The sequence below is a fragment of the Brenneria sp. L3-3C-1 genome (assembly GCF_016456245.1).
In the GTDB taxonomy this organism is placed as follows: domain Bacteria; phylum Pseudomonadota; class Gammaproteobacteria; order Enterobacterales; family Enterobacteriaceae; genus Brenneria.
Genome location: NZ_JAEMHF010000002.1, coordinates 302344 through 322133 on the forward strand (window position 1 = coordinate 302344; position 19790 = coordinate 322133).

Here is a 19790-nt window from a genome sequence, read left to right on the forward strand (position 1 = left end):
TTTATTAAAAAAATCAATGCGATAATAAATCCATCGCGTATTGGGCTCGGACAAATAGGGAATAATGCGGATGCAGCGGCGGTAACAGCCCGACCCGGCTCAAGGCAGGGTTGCGGATAAGTGCAAGTAACAAGGAAACCGTCATCGTGTTCTACCGAAGCACCGCTGGTGACGGGACATTACGGCAGCGTAAGTAGGCGAACTATCGGTATTTCGCTAGCCGGTAAAATAGCGTACTAAGCGGTTAGAATCGTCCGGTGAGCGGTTGGCGGGAAAATGCTTTGCAATGAAAACGATTACCGTCGGGCAAAATTAAGCTGCGGCGTCAGAAAGGCATGACGAAAATATTCGCGAATAGCCTGCATCGGCGGAGTAAATTCAGCGTCACGATGCCAAGCCAGCCCGACGCTCATCGGGTGCACGGTATCTTTCAGCGAGCGGGTTTCGATGCGCCGCCCTTCCAGCGACCACGGCCGGTAAACCAGGTCGGATAAAATCGCCACCCCGAGTCCGTTCGCCACCATGCTGCGTACCGCTTCGACCGAGCTGGTGCGCAGCATAATGCGCGGACGATATCCGCTCTGATCCCAATAGCGCATCGCGCTGTGATCCGCCTCATCGACCGTCAGCATAATAAACGGTTCTTTCGCCACATCGGCCAGACTCACGTCCGCTTTGTCGCATAACGGGTGGCGGCTGGGCAGCCATAGACGGCGCTCGGAGTTAAACAGCTTTTCCGCGGTAATTTCCGGGTGAGTCAGATTCGCGGTCAGAACCAACGAAATATCAAAAGAGCGGTTGATCAGCCCCTGCTCGATGTCGCTGCGTTCCCGTTCATTCAGATTGATGGTGATATGCGGGAAACCGTAGGACAGACGTTGCAGGTGAAACGGTAAAAAATACCCCATGACCGTATAGCTGGCCGCGACATTCAGCGATCCCTGAGTGTGATTATCGGTAAGCGGCACCGTCATCGCATCATCGACGCTGCGCAGAATGGAATAGGCATGATTAAGAAAGTAGCTGCCGTTTTCGGTCAGCGTCATACCGTGAACCGACCGCAGGAACAACGGTTTGCCCACGATGTTTTCCAGCTCCTGAATCGCGGTGGTCACCGCCGACTGTGAAATATTCAGATGAATCGCCGCCTGGGATATTTGCCCCATCTCGGCGGTAGCGACGAAATAGCGGATTTGACGCAGTGTGATCATATCGTTCTCTTATTGATGGGGGCGTTCTGTTTTTCAGATATTCTGCTATCTAAAAATACGTCTTTCCGAATGGAAAAAATTCACTTTATATTATTTTTAAACATAGTAATTACAAATAAGAAATAATTATGAAATATGAAATCGATCTGAATTCCGATATGGGCGAGAACTTCGGCCCGTGGGTAATTGGCGATAACGTCGATAAAGAGATTATGCCTTATATCAGCTCCGCCAATATCGCCACCGGGTTTCACGCCGGCGATCCCAATACCATGAGCCAGACTATTGAACTGGCGAAATATCATGGCGTCGCCATCGGCGCTCATCCCGGCTTTCCTGATTTAGTCGGATTTGGGCGGCGGCATATCAATATTCAGCCGCAAGAGATCGTTAATGACATTATTTACCAGTTAGGCGCGCTGCGTGAATTCGCCACGCTTCATCAACTACCGTTGCAACATATAAAACCGCACGGCGCACTGTATATGCACCTCGCCAGGGAACAATCCGCCGCACAATTATTTATGGAAACGCTGCATACGCTGGCTCCTGATTTATTGTTGTTCTGCATGCAGGGATCTGCGATCTGGCAGGCGGCGAAAAAATTACAACATCCTGTTATTTGTGAATTTTATGCCGACAGGGATTATGACCGCAGCGGGTCGATCGTATTTACCCGCCGGGTCGGTCAACTCGATCCCGAGCAGGTGGCGCAGAAAGTGTTGCGCGCCTGTCAGGAAGGAAAAGTCCGTACCGTTGAAGGCGATGATATTCCCATCGTATTCGATTCAGTTTGTATTCACAGCGATACGCCGGGGGCGCTGACATTAATTAAAGCCACACGCGAACGGCTTAATGATGCAGATATTCATGTTAAACCGCCAGCCAGAATAATTTCTTATCCCACATCTTAATAAGTAAGGAGCATTTGAGATGAAAGAATACGAGGTATGTTCTCCCTTACCCGGCATTTTTTATCGACGACCCGCACCGGATGCCGCCGTTTTTATTGAAGAAAAAGATATTGTTACTGAAAACACCGTGATTGGCTTAATTGAAGTGATGAAACAATTCAGCGAAGTTTATGCGGAACAAGCCGGAGAATTAATTTCGTTTAACGTCAACAACGGCGATGCCGTTGAACCGGGACAGGTCATAGCCATCATAAAAACCAATACATAAGTACCACAAGAATATTTTTCCGAGGAGGTGGAAATGGGAATACCAATAACAAAACTACTGATCGCCAATCGCGGCGAAATAGCAGTACGAATCATCCACTCGGCCAAAAGCCTCGGGATCCTCACGGTGGCGGCATGCAGTGAAGCGGATGTGGATTCTCTGCCCGCCCGTCTTGCCGATGAGGTTTATGTTCTTGGTCCGGCCCGCGCCGACCAAAGCTATTTGAATTTTGATGCGCTGCTCCAGGGAGCCCGCCACTGCGGCGCCAATGCCATTCATCCGGGATATGGTTTTCTGTCTGAAAATGCCGACTTCGCACAGGCGGTTGAACAGGCCGGATTGCTGTTTATCGGCCCTACGCCGCAAACCATCCGCATGATGGGAGACAAAGCCGTTGCCAGACGCACCGCACAGGCGGCCGGCGTTCCGGTGGTGCCCGGTTCCGCCGCCGCGCTGGGCAATATTGAGGACGCCTTGCGCTGCGCGGAAGAGATTGGTTATCCGCTGCTGATTAAAGCGGCGGCCGGCGGCGGAGGCCGCGGTATACGCACCGTCGCCAATGCTGCGGAGCTGGCGCGTGAGTTTCCCATCGCTCAGAACGAGTCCAACAGCGCGTTTGGCTGCGGGGACGTCTACCTGGAACGTTTTATTCAGCGCGCCCGCCACATCGAGGTGCAAATACTCGGTGACGGCGAGCAGGTCGTACATCTCTATGAACGCGAGTGCTCATTACAACGGCGGCGGCAAAAAATATTTGAAGAGGCGCCCTCGCCGGCGCTCTCCCCTGTTCAGCGTGAAGCCATTTGCCGCAGCGCCCTGCAACTGGCGTTGCAGTTGGGTTATCGCGGCGCGGGGACGCTGGAATACCTGTTTGATGAGCAGAGCGATGAATTCTATTTCATTGAAATGAATACCCGGATTCAGGTGGAACACCCGGTGACCGAGATGGTCACCGGCGTCGATCTGGTGCAGTGGATGCTGCGTATCGCCCAGGGCGAAAGGCTCAGTCTGCGTCAGCAGGATATCACCCTCAGCGGCCACGCCTGCGAGATGCGTATCAATGCCGAAGATCCGGATCGCAATTTTTTCCCCTGCCCCGGCGTGGTGGAAAAACTGGTATGGCCGCAGGGCCCGGGGATCCGGATTGATAGCCATCTGTTCAGCGGTTACCGCATCCCGCCCTATTACGACTCCCTGTTGGCGAAACTGGTGGTTCATGGCGGCGATCGTCAGCAAATGTTGGCGCGCTCGGAACAGGCGCTGCGCCAACTGCGCCTGACGGGGATCGCCACCACGCAATCGCTGCATCAGTGGCTGATCGCCGATCCGCGCCTGCGGGCCGGACAATTTGATACCACTGCGTTGGAAAGCTGGCTGCAAGCGCGCGCGCAAACCAAGACGCCGGCGTCCCGGGAGGCCTGATATGAAGAACACCGCAATTCGTTACAGTTTTGGCGGCGATGAGCATCTTTTCGCTGAAATTGATGAAGCCATGTCGCTGTCCGCATTCTTTCGCGGCCTGGCGATCACCCGCGCCGTGGAGCAACAGGCGATCCCCGGCATTCTGGATATCTGTCTGGCTAATGCCTCTTTTCAGATCCGTTTCAATCCGGATATCGTTGCGCCGCAGGCGCTGCTGGACGCCGTGCGACAGGCGGAAAGCCAGGCGCAAACGGTCAACCGGCTTGAGACGCGCATCATTGAAATTCCGGTGTTATACAACGATCCATGGACGCATGAAACGCTGATGCGCTTTCGCGATCGTCATCAGGACCCCGCCGCCACCGATCTGGAATACGCCGCCCGCATCAATGGTTATCAGGATATCGACGAATTTATCGCCGCCCACAGCGGAACGCCGTGGTTTGTGTCGATGGTCGGGTTTGTCGCCGGTCTGCCGTTTATGTTCCAGATGGCCGAACAGGAAAAACAGATTCAGGTTCCCAAATATCTGCGTCCCCGCACCGACACGCCGCGCCTGTCGCTGGGACACGGCGGGTGTTTCGGCTGTATTTATTCGGTGCGCGGCGCCGGGGGTTATCAGCTATTTGGCGTCACCCCCGCCCCCATTTATGACCCGCAGCAGCATCTGGACTATTTGCGGGAATCGCTGGTGTTTTTCCGAACCGGCGACATCGTGCAGTTCAAACCCATTGACCCGTCGCGCTATGACCAGGCGGTGCAGGCGGTTGAAGCGGGAACCTTTGATCTGCGTATCCGGCCCGTGACGTTCGAACTGGATCAATTCATCGCCGATCCCGCCGGCTACAAACACTATCTTCAGGAGGTGCTGTATGCAGATTAATGTCCTCAAACCCGGACTGGCGACCTCGGTGCAGGATACGGGCCGTGAAGGGTATTACCACCTCGGCATCCCGCCTTCCGGCGGTCTGGATCAGTATTCGCTGCGCATGGCGAATCTGCTGGTCGGTAACCCCGACTCCGCCGCAGTGCTTGAAATCACGCTATTGGGGCCGGAGCTGGAATTTACCGGCGCAGGCGTGGTGGCCCTTTGCGGAGCGAGCATGAAACCGCAGTTGGATGGCGCGGAAATGCCGATGCATACCGCCTTTAGCGTCAAGGCCGGGCAGATACTGCGTTTTGGTTACGCCGCGTCAGGTTGCCGCAGTTATCTGGCCGTGGCGGGCGGTATTGACGTGCCCGTCGCTCTGGGAAGCCGCTCCACTTATACGTTGGGGGCGCTGGGCGGATATCAGGGGCGTCGCCTGGCCGCCAATGATGTGTTGCCCGTCGGCGTGGCGGAAACAACAGCCCGCCCCGGCGTCACCGTACCCGCCGACTACCTGCCGGTATTCGGCAAAGACGTCTCGCTGCGCATGGTGCCCGGTCTGTACATCCATCGTCTGACACCGGAGGCGGCGACGCAGTTTTTCGCCGATAGTTGGTCGGTGGGCACCGAGGCGGACCGCATCGGCTATCGGCTGAAAGGCGGAAGCCCGCTGGCGTTCCTGCCGCGTACGCCGCCGTTTGGCGCGGGATCGGATCCATCCAATATCGTGGATGCCTGCTATCCGATTGGTTCGATACAGGTGCCGGGAGGTTTGGAACCGATTGTCCTGCTGCGCGATGCCGTGTCCGGCGGGGGATATATGACGCTGGGAACGGTGATCGCCGCCGATCTGGATATCATCGGGCAGTTGCAACCCAATCATCGCGCACGTTTTATACCGATCACCCTGGAAGAAGCCCTGCTAGCACGACAGCAATATCGTCAACGTCTGGAGCGGCTTGAACATCTGTTTGTGAACTAAACCCGTCTACACCGGACGTCTCGCCTGTCGGTTTTGGTCTGGCTAAAACCGCGGGTCTGTTCGCCTTTAATCGACGGCGTCAATCACAATCAGGCCCACTGCTATCTGGCAAGGTATTGCCTGCTTTCTGGAGATTTACCATGGCTGATTTATCGCAAGTTGAAGATTCGTATGACGCCACATCCGCCAAAACGGTCACAGACGCGGAACGAATGGGAAAATTTTCCCTGACGATGGCCTGGTGGGCAGTATGCAGCGCTATTTTCTATATCGTGGTCGGGGCTTCGCTGGCGCTGAGCTACGGTGCTAAAAACGCCATTATCGGCATGATTCTTTCGGTGATCGGCTATGGGCTGGTTAATGCGGCGATTAGCCGTTTTGCCATCCGCAGCGGTTTATCCGTCGCGCTGTTTTCCAATTTGCTGTTCGGGCGTCTCGGTTCGGCGCTGGCTACGCTGATTTTCTTTTCGACCGCTATCTATTACGCGGTATTTGAAGGGGCGGTAATCGCCTATGCGATCCATCATCTCTTTCCACAACTGGCCTATTACTGGGCGGCGCTGATTGTGGTGTTATACAGCGTGCCGCTGATTTTCGGCAGCGTACAAAACTGGCTGGATAAGTTTAACGGCGTTTTGCTGCCGTTCTACCTGTTCGGTTTGCTAATCACCGTGCTGGTTTCGATTAACCACTATGGCTATCAGTCGCAATGGCTGGATTTGGGGCCGGGATCGCCGCCCGCTTATGGCTGGTGGAACTGCTTCACTTACTATATGGGGGTATGGATCCTGATGATGTATACCTTCGACTACGCCCGTTTCGGCAAACGGGAAGACAGCGATTAACATGCGCGGTTTAACTTCGGCATGCCATTCTACCTGATCACCTTTTTGCTGAACGGCGTAGCCGGCATTTATCTGGTCAGCACCTTTGAGCAGCAAGGGGGCGTGAGTGAAATCTCGGTGGTGGTCGCCATCCTGAACTTACTGGGGTTATGGGGATTGCTATTCGTCTGGATCACCCAGACGCGGATCAACACCGCCAATTATTATCTGGCAACGGTTAATATGCAGGTATTTTTCGACCGCCTGTTCCGCCTGCGCGGACGTAAAATCGTCTGGGCGTGCATTGTCGGCGCGGTGGTCTATGTCCTGATGCTGGCGGACATTTTTTCCTACATTCTGCAAGCATTGGCTTATCAGGGCGTATTCGTGGTGGCCTGGGTCGGCGTAGCACTGGGACATATTTTTTCCGACGCCCCGACAGTCGAGCGGCATACGGAACAAACCTTTAGCCTGCGCGGGCTCAGCGCCTGGTTTTTAAGCGTGAGCGCCGGCATTGCGCTGATGCACGGCAGCGCGGCGCTGCAATCGTTTTCCGCGCCGACGACATTCGCGATTGCTCTACTGTTGTATCGCTTCTGGCCGCGTCGACAAACAGCGCACGTCTGACCGAAAGCAAATAGGCGGACTACGCGCTCCGCGGTCCGCCTCCCCAACAGTTTACTTATAAACAATCTCGCCTTGCGGCTCATAGGCCGCCGCGTCCAGCGGCGAGTGCTTCTCGATGTACTGTTTCAGCACCTCGGCATCAATAAAGCCGGTATTAACATAGCCGGGCAAGTTATCGATCCGCGGATATCCGTCGCCGCCCATGGCGTTAAAATTCAGCGTCGCCATACGGTAGACTTTATCTGACTGCAATGGCTCGCCGTTGATTTTTATATCGCGCACGTTTTCGCCATCCGCCGTCAGGCTGACGTTAAGGAATTGAGCATAGGCGCCGGAATCGACCTCTTTATTCGCCGCCACCGCCAGGTATTTTGCCACCTCGCTGCCTTTCATATCCACATAGACCAGCGTGTTGGAAAACGGCTGCACTTTCAGCACATTTTTATAGGTGATGTCACCGGACTCAATCGAATCACGTACGCCGCCGCCGCTCATTACCGCAAAATCAGCATTCGCGCGCTCACGCTGGGCTGACAGCAATAGCCGCGCCAGATTGGTCTGGTGGAATCGTACCTGATTGCGATCGCCTTCCAGCTTGCCCTTGACGCTCCCTATTTTGACATCCAACTGCGCCTGCCCTTTTTCCTGGAACGGGGTCAGCATTTTCAGCACCGACGCATCCTGCTGGATTTCATGCGTATAGAAAACCCGCTCTGCTTTACCGTCCGCCGTCTCAACTTTTTTCTTAAGGTTGACCGGGATCAGCTGATAGTGCTCCAGCTTCAGTTCTCCATTACGGAAGGTGAAATCCGCCCGACCGACATATTTGCCCCACTCATGCGCCTGAACGATCCAGATACCGTTCTGACGATCGGGAGCGCAAGGCGTACCCGGTACGTAGTCCACCTGCTTTTTATTCTCGCCGGCCATGCACACCGGATCCTGCGAATGGCCGCCGACAATCATATCCAGATACCCCGCCGGCAGGCTGCGCGCCATTTCCACATCGCCCGGCGCGTTCGAACCGTGTCTGCCGTCGTCATAATGCCCCATATGGGTCGCGGCAATGATGACATCGGGTTTTTCATTTTTACGCAATGACTCGACAACCTGCTTCGCTTCCGCGGCGGGCTGACGAAATTCGATATCGGTGAAATATTCAGGATTGCCTAATTTGGCGGTGTCATCGGTGGTCAGGCCGATCACGGCAATTTTCACACCTTGTTTATCAAACAGGGCGTACGGCTTGAATAACCGTTCATTGGTGCTTTTCTGATAAATATTGGCTGACAACAAAGGGAAACTGGCCCATTTTTCCTGCTGTCTCAAGACGGAGAGCGGATTATCAAATTCATGATTACCCAACGCCATCGCATCGTAACCCACCATATTCATGCCGCGAAAATCGGGTTCGGCGTCCTGTAAGTCCGATTCGGGAACCCCGGTATTAATATCCCCGCCGGACAACAATAATAAACTGCCGCCTTTGCCGGCGACCTCCTGGCGGATCTGATCAACCAAGGTTTTCTGCGCCGCCAGCCCATACTCACCATGATCGTTGTGCCAAAAATGACCGTGGTGATCGTTGGTATGCAGTATGGTGATGGCATACGTTTTATCCTTTTCCCAGGCTATCGCCCCGAACGGCGCCAGCGCCAGCGATATCGCTACAGCGCAACCCAATGTTTTTGTTGAAAAACGCATGAAAAATCTCCGTTTATTTTAGATACCCGAATAGAAAGAACGGTCAGAGAAAACGGGAAAAGCGGCGATACGCTGCGTGCGCTGTCGCCATTCTCCTAACGATCGGCTCTCTATGATAGACATATATCATAAAGAACACAGCATCGGTCTGTCCGCCCGTTGTCTTCGCATCGTAATGAATTCTTCATAATATGGAGAGTTCATCGGAGTAATCCGTTGTTATGCCTTTTATTCCCTATTTTCTATGCTTTATTACTGACGGATAGCATTTTTTTACTGAATAAGCGGAGAAATCGTAAGGTATAATCACTAAGAAGCAGGCTTAACAGTGATAATTACGCATGTTTATCAACGCTTATCTGAAGAAACCGTGCTTAAATATGTGTTACCATGTAAAAATGCTGGTAAGCTAACATTTTTAACAGAATACTTGTTTTACCCAAGCAACATTTCTCTATATGCAATAGAATTTATGTAAGAAGTCCGCTCATTCACGTTTCAAACATGGCAAAAGGAGTCGGGATGCATGCTGCAACACCTCTAATTTCAACTATCGCCGGAGGGCTGGTTCTTGCCTTCCTTCTCGGTATTCTGGCAAACCGCCTGCGCATCTCCCCACTTGTCGGTTATCTGGCTGCCGGTGTGCTTGTCGGGCCGTTTACCCCGGGATTTGTCGCTGACACCTCTCTGGCGTCGGAATTGGCCGAACTTGGCGTTATTCTGTTGATGTTTGGTGTGGGTTTGCACTTCTCTCTGAAAGATCTGATGGCGGTTAAATCGATCGCCATTCCCGGCGCCATTGCGCAGATCGCGGTAGCCACGCTGCTGGGGATGGGGCTTTCCGCCATGCTGGGCTGGAGTCTGGCAAACGGTCTGGTATTCGGTCTCTGCCTTTCAACCGCCAGTACCGTCGTATTATTGCGCGCGCTGGAAGAACGTCAGTTGATTGACAGCCAGCGCGGCCAAATCGCCATCGGCTGGCTGATTGTCGAAGATTTGGCGATGGTGCTGACGCTGGTTCTGCTGCCTGCTTTTGGCGACATGGTTGGCGCGGAACATGCCGATACCGGCAAGCTGCTGCGCGATCTGGCCTGGACCATCGGTAAAGTCATCGCTTTCATCACCTTGATGGTTGTCGTCGGGCGTCGTCTGGTGCCCTGGGTACTGGCCAAAAGCGCCAGTACCGGCTCCCGCGAGCTATTCACGCTGGCGGTGCTTGCCATGGCGCTGGGCATCGCCTTTGGCGCCGTGAAACTGTTTGATGTTTCCTTTGCGCTGGGCGCGTTCTTTGCCGGCGTGGTGTTGAACGAGTCGGAGTTAAGTCAGCGCGCCGCGCATGATACGCTGCCGCTGCGCGATGCTTTTGCGGTGCTGTTCTTTGTTTCCGTCGGCATGCTGTTCGACCCGATGATTCTGCTTAACGATCCGGTTGCGGTTCTGGTTACCCTGGCGATTATCGTCTTTGGCAAGTCAGCGGCGGCTTTCATGCTGGTTCGGCTGTTCGGCCACTCGAAACGTACCGCGTTGACCATTTCCGCCAGTCTGGCGCAAATCGGCGAATTCGCCTTTATTCTCGCCGGACTGGGCATTGCGCTGGGGCTGCTGTCCGAAGAGGGGCGCAGCCTGGTGTTGGCGGGGGCTATCCTGTCCATCATGCTCAATCCGGTGCTCTTTACCCTGCTCGAACGCTATCTGGCTAAAAATGAAACCATTGAAGAACAGATAGTGGAAGAAGCGATCGAAGAAGAGAAACAGATCCCGGTCGATTTGTGCAACCACGCCCTGCTGGTCGGCTATGGACGAGTGGGTAGCCTGATAGGCGCCAAGCTCCATCAGGAGGGCATTCCGGTGGTGGTGGTGGAAAACTCCCGCGCGCGCGTCGATGCCTTACGGGAACAGGGCATCAAGGCCGTACTCGGCAACGCCACCAAACCGGAGATTATGGAAATCGCCCGTCTGGACTGCGCCCGCTGGTTGCTGCTGACCATCCCCAACGGCTATGAAGCGGGTGAGATTGTGGCGGCGGCACGAGAAAAACGGCCTGATTTAGAAATTATTGCCCGTGCTCATTACGATGATGAAGTCAGCTACATCACCGAACATGGCGCCAATGAAGTGGTTATGGGCGAGCGAGAAATCGCTAACAGCATGATTACCTTACTGAAGCTGGAAGACATTGCCAACACTCCTCAGGAATGTCCGATCTGACATCTTGCCGGCGGGCTATGCCCGCCTTTGCTTTCCGCCTACTCTGTTTTTGTCACCAGTTGTTCCAGTAGGTCAATATGCAGGGGATCGTCGTTTAATGCCGGAATGTAGCTGAATTTTTCACCCCCCGCATGCAGAAATATCTCTCTGTTTTGCTCCTGAATCTCTTCCAGTGTTTCCAGACAGTCCGCGGCAAAGCCCGGACACATGATCTGAATATGTTTAACTCCCTGCGCCGGCAGCCCTTTCAGCGTTTCATCCGTATACGGCGTCAGCCAGGGTTCACGTCCAAAACGCGATTGAAAGGTCACCAGCACTTTCTCCTCAGGTAATCCCAACGCCGCGATCAGCGCCCTGCTGGTCGCCATACAGCGCTGCGGGTAATCATCCCCCTCGCTGGCATAGCGTACCGGGATACCGTGATACGAGAGTACCAGCCGGTCTGGTTCCCCCTGTTGCGCAAACGCCTGTTCAACGCGGGATTTCAACGCGGCAATATAGGCAGGATGTTCGGCATAGTCGCGAATAAAGCGGATAGCGGGCAAGCGGCGGTATTGGCGCAACAGCTTCGCTAGCCCGTCCCACACGGCGGCGGTCGTCGAACAGGAATACTGCGGATACATCGGCAGCACCACCAGTTGAGTGACCCCTTGCGCCAACAGCTTGTCCAGCGCCGAGTGCAGGCTGGGAGAACCATAGCTCATCCCCAGCTCTACCGGGACGTCCGGCATACGGCTTGCCAGCGCCTGTTGCTGCCGACGGCTGAACACCAGCAATGGCGAGCCTTCCGCCATCCAGACCGACTGATAGAGCTTCGCCACTCGCGGGGCGCGGGTAGGCAGGATCACGCCGCGCAGCAGAGGCCACCATAGCAGACGCGAGGTATCAACCACTCGCCGGTCGCTCAGGAATTCGGCCAGATAGCGTTTCACCGCCTGCGGAGTTGGTGCGTCGGGGGTGCCTAAATTCACCATCAGCACGCCGTACTTCTGTTGCGTCATCACTGACTTCCTCTTATAGACAAGCCGGTTAACGCCAGCCTATCCGTGCTAAATATCAGGCTTCTATTGTAGCTAAAAACAGCGAATAAAGATGGCAAGATAGTGGGGATAAAACCGATGCCATCAATAGAGAGAAGTGATGTGATGCCATGCCAAAAAAAATGCCAGGCAACGGCCTGGCATCACTGGCACGGCTGAGCGGAGAATTAACCCAGAATGGTTTCCAGTTCAGCGCGCACTTCGGCAACTTTGCGCGTGCCTTCCACTTTGAAGTAGCGCGTATTGCCGGCATCCGCTTCTTTCTGGTAGTAAGCCACCAGCGGCGCCGTCTGTTGATGGTATTCCACCAGACGTTTGCGCACCGTCTCTTCCTGATCGTCTTTACGGGTGACCAACTCTTCACCGGTAACGTCGTCTTTGCCCTCCACCTGCGGCGGATTAAATTTCACATGGTAGACGCGGCCGGAAGCCGGGTGTACGCGACGCCCGACGATACGATCGACAATCAGTTCGTCAGGAACCGCAAACTCGATAACGTAATCCACGTTGATGCCCGCCTCTTTCATGGCATCAGCCTGGGGAATTGTCCGCGGGAAGCCATCCAGCAGAAAACCGTTACGACAATCGTTCTGGGCGATACGTTCTTTTACCAGGGCAATAACCAATTCATCAGTGACCAGTTTACCTGCATCCATGATTTCTTTAGCCTGTTTGCCCAATTCAGTACCGGCTTTTACCGCTGCACGCAGCATGTCACCGGTGGAAATCTGCGGAATACCGTATTTTTCCATGATGAACTGAGCCTGAGTACCTTTGCCTGCGCCCGGAGCGCCCAGCAGAATAATACGCATTGCGTAAATCCCCTTGCTATAGAGTATTTATAAAATAAATTTGAAAAACGCTAAACCATACCATCCCGGGCGCTTATCCTCAAGGAACGGGCACGTTTCAGCCTCTACGGCGCCGATTATTTTCCGGTTAATCCAGACAGTATTTTCTCAAAATCATTAAACGAACAGAAGCCATCGGCATTGACCGGGCAGTCTTTCAGCTCAAGCGTGACGCGTTGCGGCGGATTGGCCCGATTAAGCTGCGCCAGGGTTCTGATCTGATCGGTGGATTGATAGACATACTCCATTTTCAACAGCGACGCGCCGCTGGTTTTATCTTTCCAACGCTCAAATACCACTTTGCCGCCGATCGGCGTGGTTTCAAACTGATTTGGCAGTTTGTAGGGTTTAACGCCTAATGCCGAAAACAGCGATGCGACGTTTGAGTCGTGGCCCACCAGGAAAGTAAATTTCGGCATGTTCCCGCCGAATGAACGTTCCAGTTCTTTGACCAGATTCACGGAGACTTCTTTGGCGACGACCGGGGCGCTGAACACCACGCTGTTGTAGTACTCTTTGATCGACACCAACGACTCGAACTGCGCGTTGTCTTTGATTCTGCCCCAGCCGACATTCTCGATCGGCGCGCCTTCATAATATTGCAAAATAAAGGCATCCGAAATTGAAGTTCCCGTTCTTAGCGGGCCGGAGACGCCGGGTTCCTGATCCGCCACAATTTTCACTGTGGTTGGCTGGGCCGTGAGATCGCACTGCTTGTCGTTTTTACAATTTGCCGATTCAGCATAACGGATCACCTGCGCCATCTGCTGATAGGTTGGTTTCAGGCTCTCATTCAGACCATCCAGGCCTTTTTCACCTGCCGTTTTATTAATTGAATCAATGGCCCGCTGCTTAAAGTCAGCGCTGCCGTCGCGAATAATCGGGTTAAACGTCGCATCCATGGTGCCTAATTTTTCTTTATGTTCCACCGGTACGATGCAGCCCGGGAATGCGCCGATGGAGAAGTATTGCGCGGTCGCAATCGTGCGTTGCAGACTGTTGGCGTAAAAACGCACGTCTTTTTCCGTCGGGCAGGTATCAGCGGCTAACAGGTGGTTATCTACCAGCCATTCGCTGAAATAGTGGCCGAAGAAAGCTTCTAATGCGCCTCCCCGCGTGGTCAGATAGCTGCTGGGGGTGTCCCATTGCGGCCAGGCGTCCGGCGTCATTTTACCGAGGGTACTGCTGGGGCTTGCCAATGGCGCCCGCAAACCGTGGCGGCTAAATACCACCACCTGCTCCAACGCAAAATTATCGCCGCTGGCCAGAGTTTCCGTTGAAAATGGCAATAGTAAAGGCAGACAAAACAGTGCTTTCATTTTTAATGACATTCCGCACTCTCCTCGTTGAGAAAATGTTATTTCTCATGTTAAAAAAAGAAAATACTGTAAACCGATACAATATTTTTCGCCGTTAGCATCCATTACATCTTGTGCCTGATTGCGGGTTAATTACAGCCCGATGTTATAAAGAATAATCAAAGTGTGATTCAAATCATGTAACCTCTGCCGAGTATTACCGCGATTCATCGATAGCGAAAGCATTGCTTGATCAGATTCTGGTTATTTTATCTCTTACCGCGTTAATTATTTCTCTTTGTGAATTATGTTATTTTTTTGCATTCCGCTATAAAAATCAATTTAAATCATAATGTTGTAAAACACCGAACGGCGTATCAGTTGTTCCATTGGTGAATATTGAAGCAAAAAAAATCCCCCGATAAACTCGGGGGGATGGGTTTGAAAGAGACCGGTATAAACCAATCAGAGAGACATCAGGCACTCAGCAGCTGATTCATCCGACGGATAAACTGGTTCGGATCGTCCAGCGTACCACGTTCAGCCAGTAAAGCCTGATCCAGCAGCAATTCCACCCACTCGGCGAACTGCGCGTCGTCGCTCACCTCAGCCGCGCGCTTGACCAGCGCATGTTCCGGATTCAGTTCAAAAAGATACTTCACTTCCGGCGCCTGTTGCCCCGCGGCGGCAAACAGTTTCGCCATCTGGGTGCTCATTTCATTGGCGTCAGTGGTGACAATCGCCGGCGTATCCGTCAAGCGGTGCGTCAGGCGCACGTCTTTCACCCGATCGCCCAGCAGCGTTTTCACTCGCTCAACGAAAGGCTCCAGCGCTTTTTCCGCTTCTTTCTGCGCATCGTTTTCTTCATCGGCCAGCTTATCCAGCGCGTCATCGGCTTTGCTGACCGACTGGAACGGTTTGCCGTCGAACTCGGTCAGGTAGCTCATCATCCATTCGTCGATACGATCGGAGAGCAACAGCACCTCAATGCCTTTCTTGCGGAACAGTTCCAGATGCGGGCTGCTCTTCGCCGCGGCGTAGCTGTCCGCGGTGATGTAGTAAATCTTATCCTGACCTTCCACCATCCGGCCGACATAGTCTTCCAGCGATACCGTCTGCGCCGAATTGTCATTGTGGGTACTGGCGAACCGCAGCAGCTTGGCAATCGCTTCGCGGTTGCCGCCATCTTCGGCCGGACCTTCTTTCAGCACCAGACCAAACTGTTGCCAGAATGTCTGATATTTTTCCGCGTCGTCCTTCGCCAGCTTTTCCAGCATCTGCAATACGCGTTTGGTCAGCGCGTTGCGCAGGTTCTGAGTGACGCGGCTGTCTTGCAGAATTTCACGGGAAACGTTCAGCGGCAGGTCATTGGAATCAATCAGGCCGCGGACAAAGCGCAGGTAGTTCGGCATAAACTGTTCCGCGTCATCCATAATGAATACACGCTGTACGTAAAGTTTCAGGCCGTGCTTATGGTCGCGGTTCCACATGTCCCACGGCGCCTGGGAAGGAATATAAAGCAGGCTGGTATATTCCTGCTTCCCTTCAACCCGGTTGTGGCTCCAGCTCAGCGGATCGGTAAAGTCATGGGCAATATGCTTGTAGAATTCAGTATATTCTTCATCGCTGATGTCGGATTTACTGCGGGTCCACAGCGCCTGGGCTTTATTGATCTTTTCCCAACTTACCGTTGCTTCGCCGCCCTCTTCTTCACTCTCCTGACGGGACTCGATTTCCACCGGCAGAGCGATATGGTCGGAATATTTGCTGATGATGGAACGTACGCGCCAGTCATCCAGAAATTCATCTTCCCCTTCACGCAGGTGCAGGGTAATTTCAGTCCCGCGATCTTCTTTGGTGATATCCGCAATGGTGTAATCGCCTTCGCCGGCGGATTCCCAATACACGCCTTGATCGGCGGCGGCGCCCGCCGCACGGGTACGCACGGTGACTTTATCGGCCACGATAAAGGCGGAGTAGAATCCCACGCCGAACTGACCAATCAGTTGGCTGTCTTTTACCTGATCGGAACCCATGGATTCCAGAAACGCCTTGGTCCCGGATTTGGCGATCGTCCCCAGGTTGTCAATCACCTCATCGCGGCTCATACCGATGCCGTTGTCGGAAATCGTCAGCGTGCGTTTTTCCTTATCGGTGGAAACGCGTACGCGCAACTCGCCGTCCCCTTCGTATAATTCAGGCGAGGACAGCGCGCGAAAACGTAATTTATCTGCCGCATCGGAGGCATTGGAGATCAGTTCACGCAGAAAGATTTCTTTGTTGGAATACAGTGAATGGATCATCAAGTGCAGCAGTTGCTTTACTTCAGACTGGAATCCGCGGGTTTCTTGGCCTTTCATACTCATTGTTGCTTACCTCAATCCTAATATTATTCAGGCTGATTAAATTAACGATAAGCAGCAGATGGGGATCATCAGAGAAGATTTCAAGGGCGGCGGAAAATTCAGCGTAGAGAAAAGAGCTAAGAAATGAAGCAATAGCCTGGCTATCAGGCGAAGGCCCGACAGCCAGGGGATTTAAAACCGGAAAGGCTGACGACCGGCCAGCGAATGAGAAAGCGTGGTGCCATCCACCATTTCCAGCTCGCCGCCGACCGGGACGCCGTGTGCAATGCGGCTGGCCATCACGCCATGCTGCGCGCACAGTTCGGCGATATAATTCGCCGTCGCGTCGCCTTCCACCGTCGGATTGGTCGCCAGAATGACCTCGCTGATGGATTCGCTTTGCAGCCGCTCCTCCAGCCGCCCCAGACCGATATCATCCGGGCCGATGCCATCCAGCGGCGACAGGTGCCCCATCAACACAAAATAACGCCCGGCGAACTGCCCGGTCTGCTCGATGGCATGGATATCCGCCGGGCTTTCCACCACGCAGATTTGACCATTCTGCTGGCGCCGGGGATTCGAACAAATCGAACACACATCCTGTTCGGTAAAGGTGCGGCAATCTTCGCAGTGACCGATTTCAGACATCGCCCGGGTCAACGACTGCGCCAGGCGCATTCCCCCGCTGCGATTGCGCTGCAACAGGTGAAACGCCATGCGTTGGGCTGACTTCGGCCCCACGCCCGGTAAACAGCGCAGCGCCTCCATCAACGATTCAAGAAGCGGACTGGTTTGCATCAGAACGGCATCTTGAAGCCTGGCGGCAATTGCATACCGCTGGAGACCGAGGCCATTTTTTCTTTCTGCGTTTCAGCAACGCGACGGGCGGCATCATTGAATGCGGCGGCGATCAAGTCTTCCAACATATCTTTATCGTCTTCCATCAGGCTGGGATCGATCTCCACCCGGCGGCAGTTGTGCGCGCCATTGATGGTGATTTTGACCAGCCCCGCGCCCGATTCGCCAGTGACTTCCAGATTTGCAATCTCTTCCTGCATCTGCTGCATTTTTTCCTGCATCTGCTGGGCTTGCTTCATCAGATTGCCAATTCCACCTTTACCAAACATAGTTTTCTCTCTATCACTTCGGGCTGCGTACACGCAGCGGTTAAACAGGGCGGATACTTTCTTCGTCCAGTTCCGCATCAAAAAAACGCCGCAGCGTTTGGATCGTATTATCGGCCATAATCGACTGGCGCGCCTGCGCCAGCTTTTCTTCGTAAATCGCCTGACGCCACTCCAGCGGCGTCAGCACCGCCGGGTTATCGTCTTCCGTCACCGACAACGCGATGGGGTGGCCATAGTGCGCGCTCAAGGCGTCGGTCAGCGCTTTTTGCGCCGCCGGCGAATTGAGGTGACGCTGGGATGAACGCAGATGCAGATGTATTTTACCCGCCTCCGGGCGTTCCCTGAATGCATTTAACGCCAGCTGTTGTACCAGTTTTGGTAACGACAGGCGATGAATTTCCGCCGCCCACTCATCACGTTCCTGCGCTTCCTCCGCCAGGCGGGCGGCCAGCTCGGGCGTTTTTTCATGCTCCAGCGCCGAGCGCAACGCCTTTGGCGTGGTCACGTCGGCTTTGACGACTTCGGTTTTTTTCTGCGCCCGCCAGCGATACGCTTCTTGTTTTTTGGGTTCTGACGACGCGCCGTCTTTGGCATTTTGCCGCTGCATACTGCGCTCGGTCACCGAGGCTAAACGCTCAAGCGCCGAGTTCGCCGGCCGCGTTTTACTTAACGCCGCCGGCTCAGTTTTTTTTGGCGGGGTTGCCCCCTGCTTACGCAACAGTTGGCTGCGCGCCTGCAAGAGCTGTGACGTGGCATCAGAAAGCCCGTTATCGGCATTTATATCCGTCGGCTGTTCCGCCCCGGGGGGGGCGAAAGCCGCAGGCTGAAAATCAGAGGGAGCCGCGAACGACGCCGCCGGCTCAGACGGCGGCGGCGCACTCTCCTGCCGCGAGGTTTCTAATGGCGGCGCGGTTGTTGATGGCGGGGAGGAAACCGGCGTGGATTGCGGTGCGATATTCGTCTGAGCGACGCCGGAAACCGGCGACGCCGGCGCTTCGATGATCTGTTTAGGATGAAAAGCCAGCGCGCGCAGCAGCGTCATTTCGACTCCCATACGGCGATCCGGCGCATACGACAGTTCTTTGCGGCCGATCAGCAATGTCTGGTAGTAGAGTTGGACATCGGCAGGCGGTATGGCGCGGGCCAAATCCCGCAGCCGGGCTTCGACCGCCGCATAATCATGACTGAGGGCGGCCGGCAGTAGCTGAACCATGGCAATGCGGTGCAATAACGTCAGGGTTTCAACCAATAGCGACTCCCAGTCGACGCCCCGCGACGCCGCCTGATCGAGCAAAGACATCACGCGCGCGCCGTCGGCTTTCACTAACGCTTCGATGATCGCCAGCGGCTGCTCGTCATCCAGCGTGCCCAACATCTGACTGACCGATTCGGTCGTCACCTGCCCTTGCCCCATGGCGATCGCCTGATCGGTGAGACTGAGCGCGTCACGCAGGCTGCCGTCGGCGGCCCGGGCCAGCAACTGCAACGCCCGGGGTTCGCTCGCCAGATGTTCCGCTTGCAACACGCTCTCCAGATGCGCCCGGATTTGCTCGACATCCAGCGCCTTGAGATGAAATTGCAGACAGCGCGACAGGATCGTCACCGGCAACTTTTGCGGATCGGTGGTTGCCAGCAGAAATTTTACGTGCGGCGGCGGTTCTTCCAGCGTTTTCAGCAATGCATTAAAACTGTGACGCGACAGCATGTGCACTTCATCGATCAGGTACACTTTAAAACGCCCGCGCGCCGGCGCGTACTGCACGTTATCCAGCAGATCGCGGGTATCCTCGACCTTGGTGCGCGAGGCCGCATCGATTTCAATTAAATCCACGAACCGGCCTTGCTCGATTTCACGGCAGTTATCACACTGGCCGCAGGGCGTCGCCGTTACGCCGTTTTCGCAGTTTAGCCCTTTCGCCAGCAAACGGGCGATGGTGGTTTTTCCTACGCCGCGCGTGCCGGAAAACAAATAGGCGTGATGGATCCTGCCTAAAGAAAGGCCATTGGCTAAGGCGGTCAGGACATGCTCCTGACCGACGACATCAGCAAAGGTTTGGGGACGCCACTTACGGGCAAGAACCTGATAGCTCATCAATACCGC

17 protein-coding genes and 1 other annotated feature are annotated in these 19790 nt (G+C 54.4%); of the genes, 8 read left to right on the top strand and 9 right to left on the bottom strand.

The genetic code is table 11. The features are described from left to right. Positions 1 to 296: 296 nt before the first annotated feature. Positions 297 to 1211, bottom strand: coding sequence for a LysR family transcriptional regulator (locus JG725_RS07830; RefSeq protein ID WP_172289739.1), 915 nt, complete (start codon positions 1209 to 1211; stop codon positions 297 to 299). Positions 1212 to 1339: 128 nt separating this feature from the next. Here JG725_RS07830 and JG725_RS07835 point away from each other — a divergent pair, with 128 nt between their 5' ends. The 7 genes from JG725_RS07835 (at position 1340) to JG725_RS20625 (ending at position 7116) form a co-directional block, all read left to right on the top strand. After that, positions 1340 to 2125 (top strand): 5-oxoprolinase subunit PxpA, encoded by a 786-nt coding sequence (locus tag JG725_RS07835; protein WP_172289738.1) that lies wholly within the window; start codon positions 1340 to 1342, stop codon positions 2123 to 2125. A gap of 19 nt (positions 2126 to 2144) precedes the next feature. Further along, complete coding sequence (locus JG725_RS07840) at positions 2145 to 2393, top strand: acetyl-CoA carboxylase (RefSeq protein WP_172289737.1); 249 nt, start codon at positions 2145 to 2147, stop codon at positions 2391 to 2393. Positions 2394 to 2426: 33 nt separating this feature from the next. Continuing rightward, positions 2427 to 3815, top strand: coding sequence for an acetyl-CoA carboxylase biotin carboxylase subunit (locus JG725_RS07845; RefSeq protein WP_199377501.1), 1389 nt, complete (start codon positions 2427 to 2429; stop codon positions 3813 to 3815). Position 3816: 1 nt separating this feature from the next. Beyond that, entirely contained in the window at positions 3817 to 4698 is an 882-nt protein-coding gene (locus JG725_RS07850; protein WP_199377503.1) for an allophanate hydrolase subunit 1, read from the top strand. After that, the gene (locus JG725_RS07855; RefSeq protein ID WP_199377505.1) at positions 4688 to 5665 is read left to right on the top strand and encodes a biotin-dependent carboxyltransferase family protein; all 978 of its coding nucleotides are present in this window, start codon (positions 4688 to 4690) and stop codon (positions 5663 to 5665) included. The genes JG725_RS07850 and JG725_RS07855 overlap by 11 nt, the downstream gene beginning before the upstream one ends. 140 nt (positions 5666 to 5805) lie before the next feature. Next, positions 5806 to 6510 (top strand): hypothetical protein, encoded by a 705-nt coding sequence (locus JG725_RS20620; RefSeq protein ID WP_233356365.1) that lies wholly within the window; start codon positions 5806 to 5808, stop codon positions 6508 to 6510. A 21-nt stretch (positions 6511 to 6531) separates the two neighbouring features. Then, positions 6532 to 7116, top strand: coding sequence for a hypothetical protein (locus tag JG725_RS20625; RefSeq protein WP_233356366.1), 585 nt, complete (start codon positions 6532 to 6534; stop codon positions 7114 to 7116). Positions 7117 to 7167: 51 nt separating this feature from the next. Here JG725_RS20625 and ushA read toward each other — a convergent pair whose 3' ends face one another. After that, complete coding sequence (ushA, locus tag JG725_RS07865; protein ID WP_199377507.1) at positions 7168 to 8820, bottom strand: bifunctional UDP-sugar hydrolase/5'-nucleotidase UshA; 1653 nt, start codon at positions 8818 to 8820, stop codon at positions 7168 to 7170. A gap of 522 nt (positions 8821 to 9342) precedes the next feature. Here ushA and ybaL point away from each other — a divergent pair. Next, positions 9343 to 11028 (top strand): YbaL family putative K(+) efflux transporter, encoded by a 1686-nt coding sequence (gene ybaL / locus JG725_RS07870; RefSeq protein ID WP_172289731.1) that lies wholly within the window; start codon positions 9343 to 9345, stop codon positions 11026 to 11028. A gap of 38 nt (positions 11029 to 11066) precedes the next feature. On the opposite strand, the gene hemH is transcribed toward ybaL, so the two are convergent. From hemH to dnaX, 7 genes are all read right to left on the bottom strand, one after another. Continuing rightward, positions 11067 to 12029 (bottom strand): ferrochelatase, encoded by a 963-nt coding sequence (gene hemH / locus JG725_RS07875; RefSeq protein ID WP_172289730.1) that lies wholly within the window; start codon positions 12027 to 12029, stop codon positions 11067 to 11069. A 206-nt stretch (positions 12030 to 12235) separates the two neighbouring features. Next, positions 12236 to 12880, bottom strand: a complete 645-nt coding sequence (gene adk / locus JG725_RS07880) for an adenylate kinase (RefSeq protein ID WP_172289729.1) — start codon at positions 12878 to 12880, stop codon at positions 12236 to 12238. A 116-nt stretch (positions 12881 to 12996) separates the two neighbouring features. After that, entirely contained in the window at positions 12997 to 14250 is a 1254-nt protein-coding gene (gene agp, locus JG725_RS07885) for a bifunctional glucose-1-phosphatase/inositol phosphatase (RefSeq protein ID WP_172289728.1), read from the bottom strand. 443 nt (positions 14251 to 14693) lie between these two features. Next, complete coding sequence (gene htpG, locus JG725_RS07890) at positions 14694 to 16577, bottom strand: molecular chaperone HtpG (protein WP_172290023.1); 1884 nt, start codon at positions 16575 to 16577, stop codon at positions 14694 to 14696. A 177-nt stretch (positions 16578 to 16754) separates the two neighbouring features. Continuing rightward, on the bottom strand, positions 16755 to 17360 hold the full coding sequence (gene recR / locus JG725_RS07895) for a recombination mediator RecR (protein WP_172289727.1): 606 nt from the start codon (positions 17358 to 17360) through the stop codon (positions 16755 to 16757). Continuing rightward, positions 17360 to 17689, bottom strand: a complete 330-nt coding sequence (locus JG725_RS07900; protein WP_172289726.1) for a YbaB/EbfC family nucleoid-associated protein — start codon at positions 17687 to 17689, stop codon at positions 17360 to 17362. The genes recR and JG725_RS07900 overlap by 1 nt, the downstream gene beginning before the upstream one ends. A 40-nt stretch (positions 17690 to 17729) precedes the next feature. Then, entirely contained in the window at positions 17730 to 19781 is a 2052-nt protein-coding gene (gene dnaX, locus JG725_RS07905; protein ID WP_199377509.1) for a DNA polymerase III subunit gamma/tau, read from the bottom strand. Next, positions 18336 to 18400 (bottom strand) — a sequence feature (DnaX frameshifting element). (Overlaps the previous gene by 65 nt.) Positions 19782 to 19790: the final 9 nt, after the last annotated feature.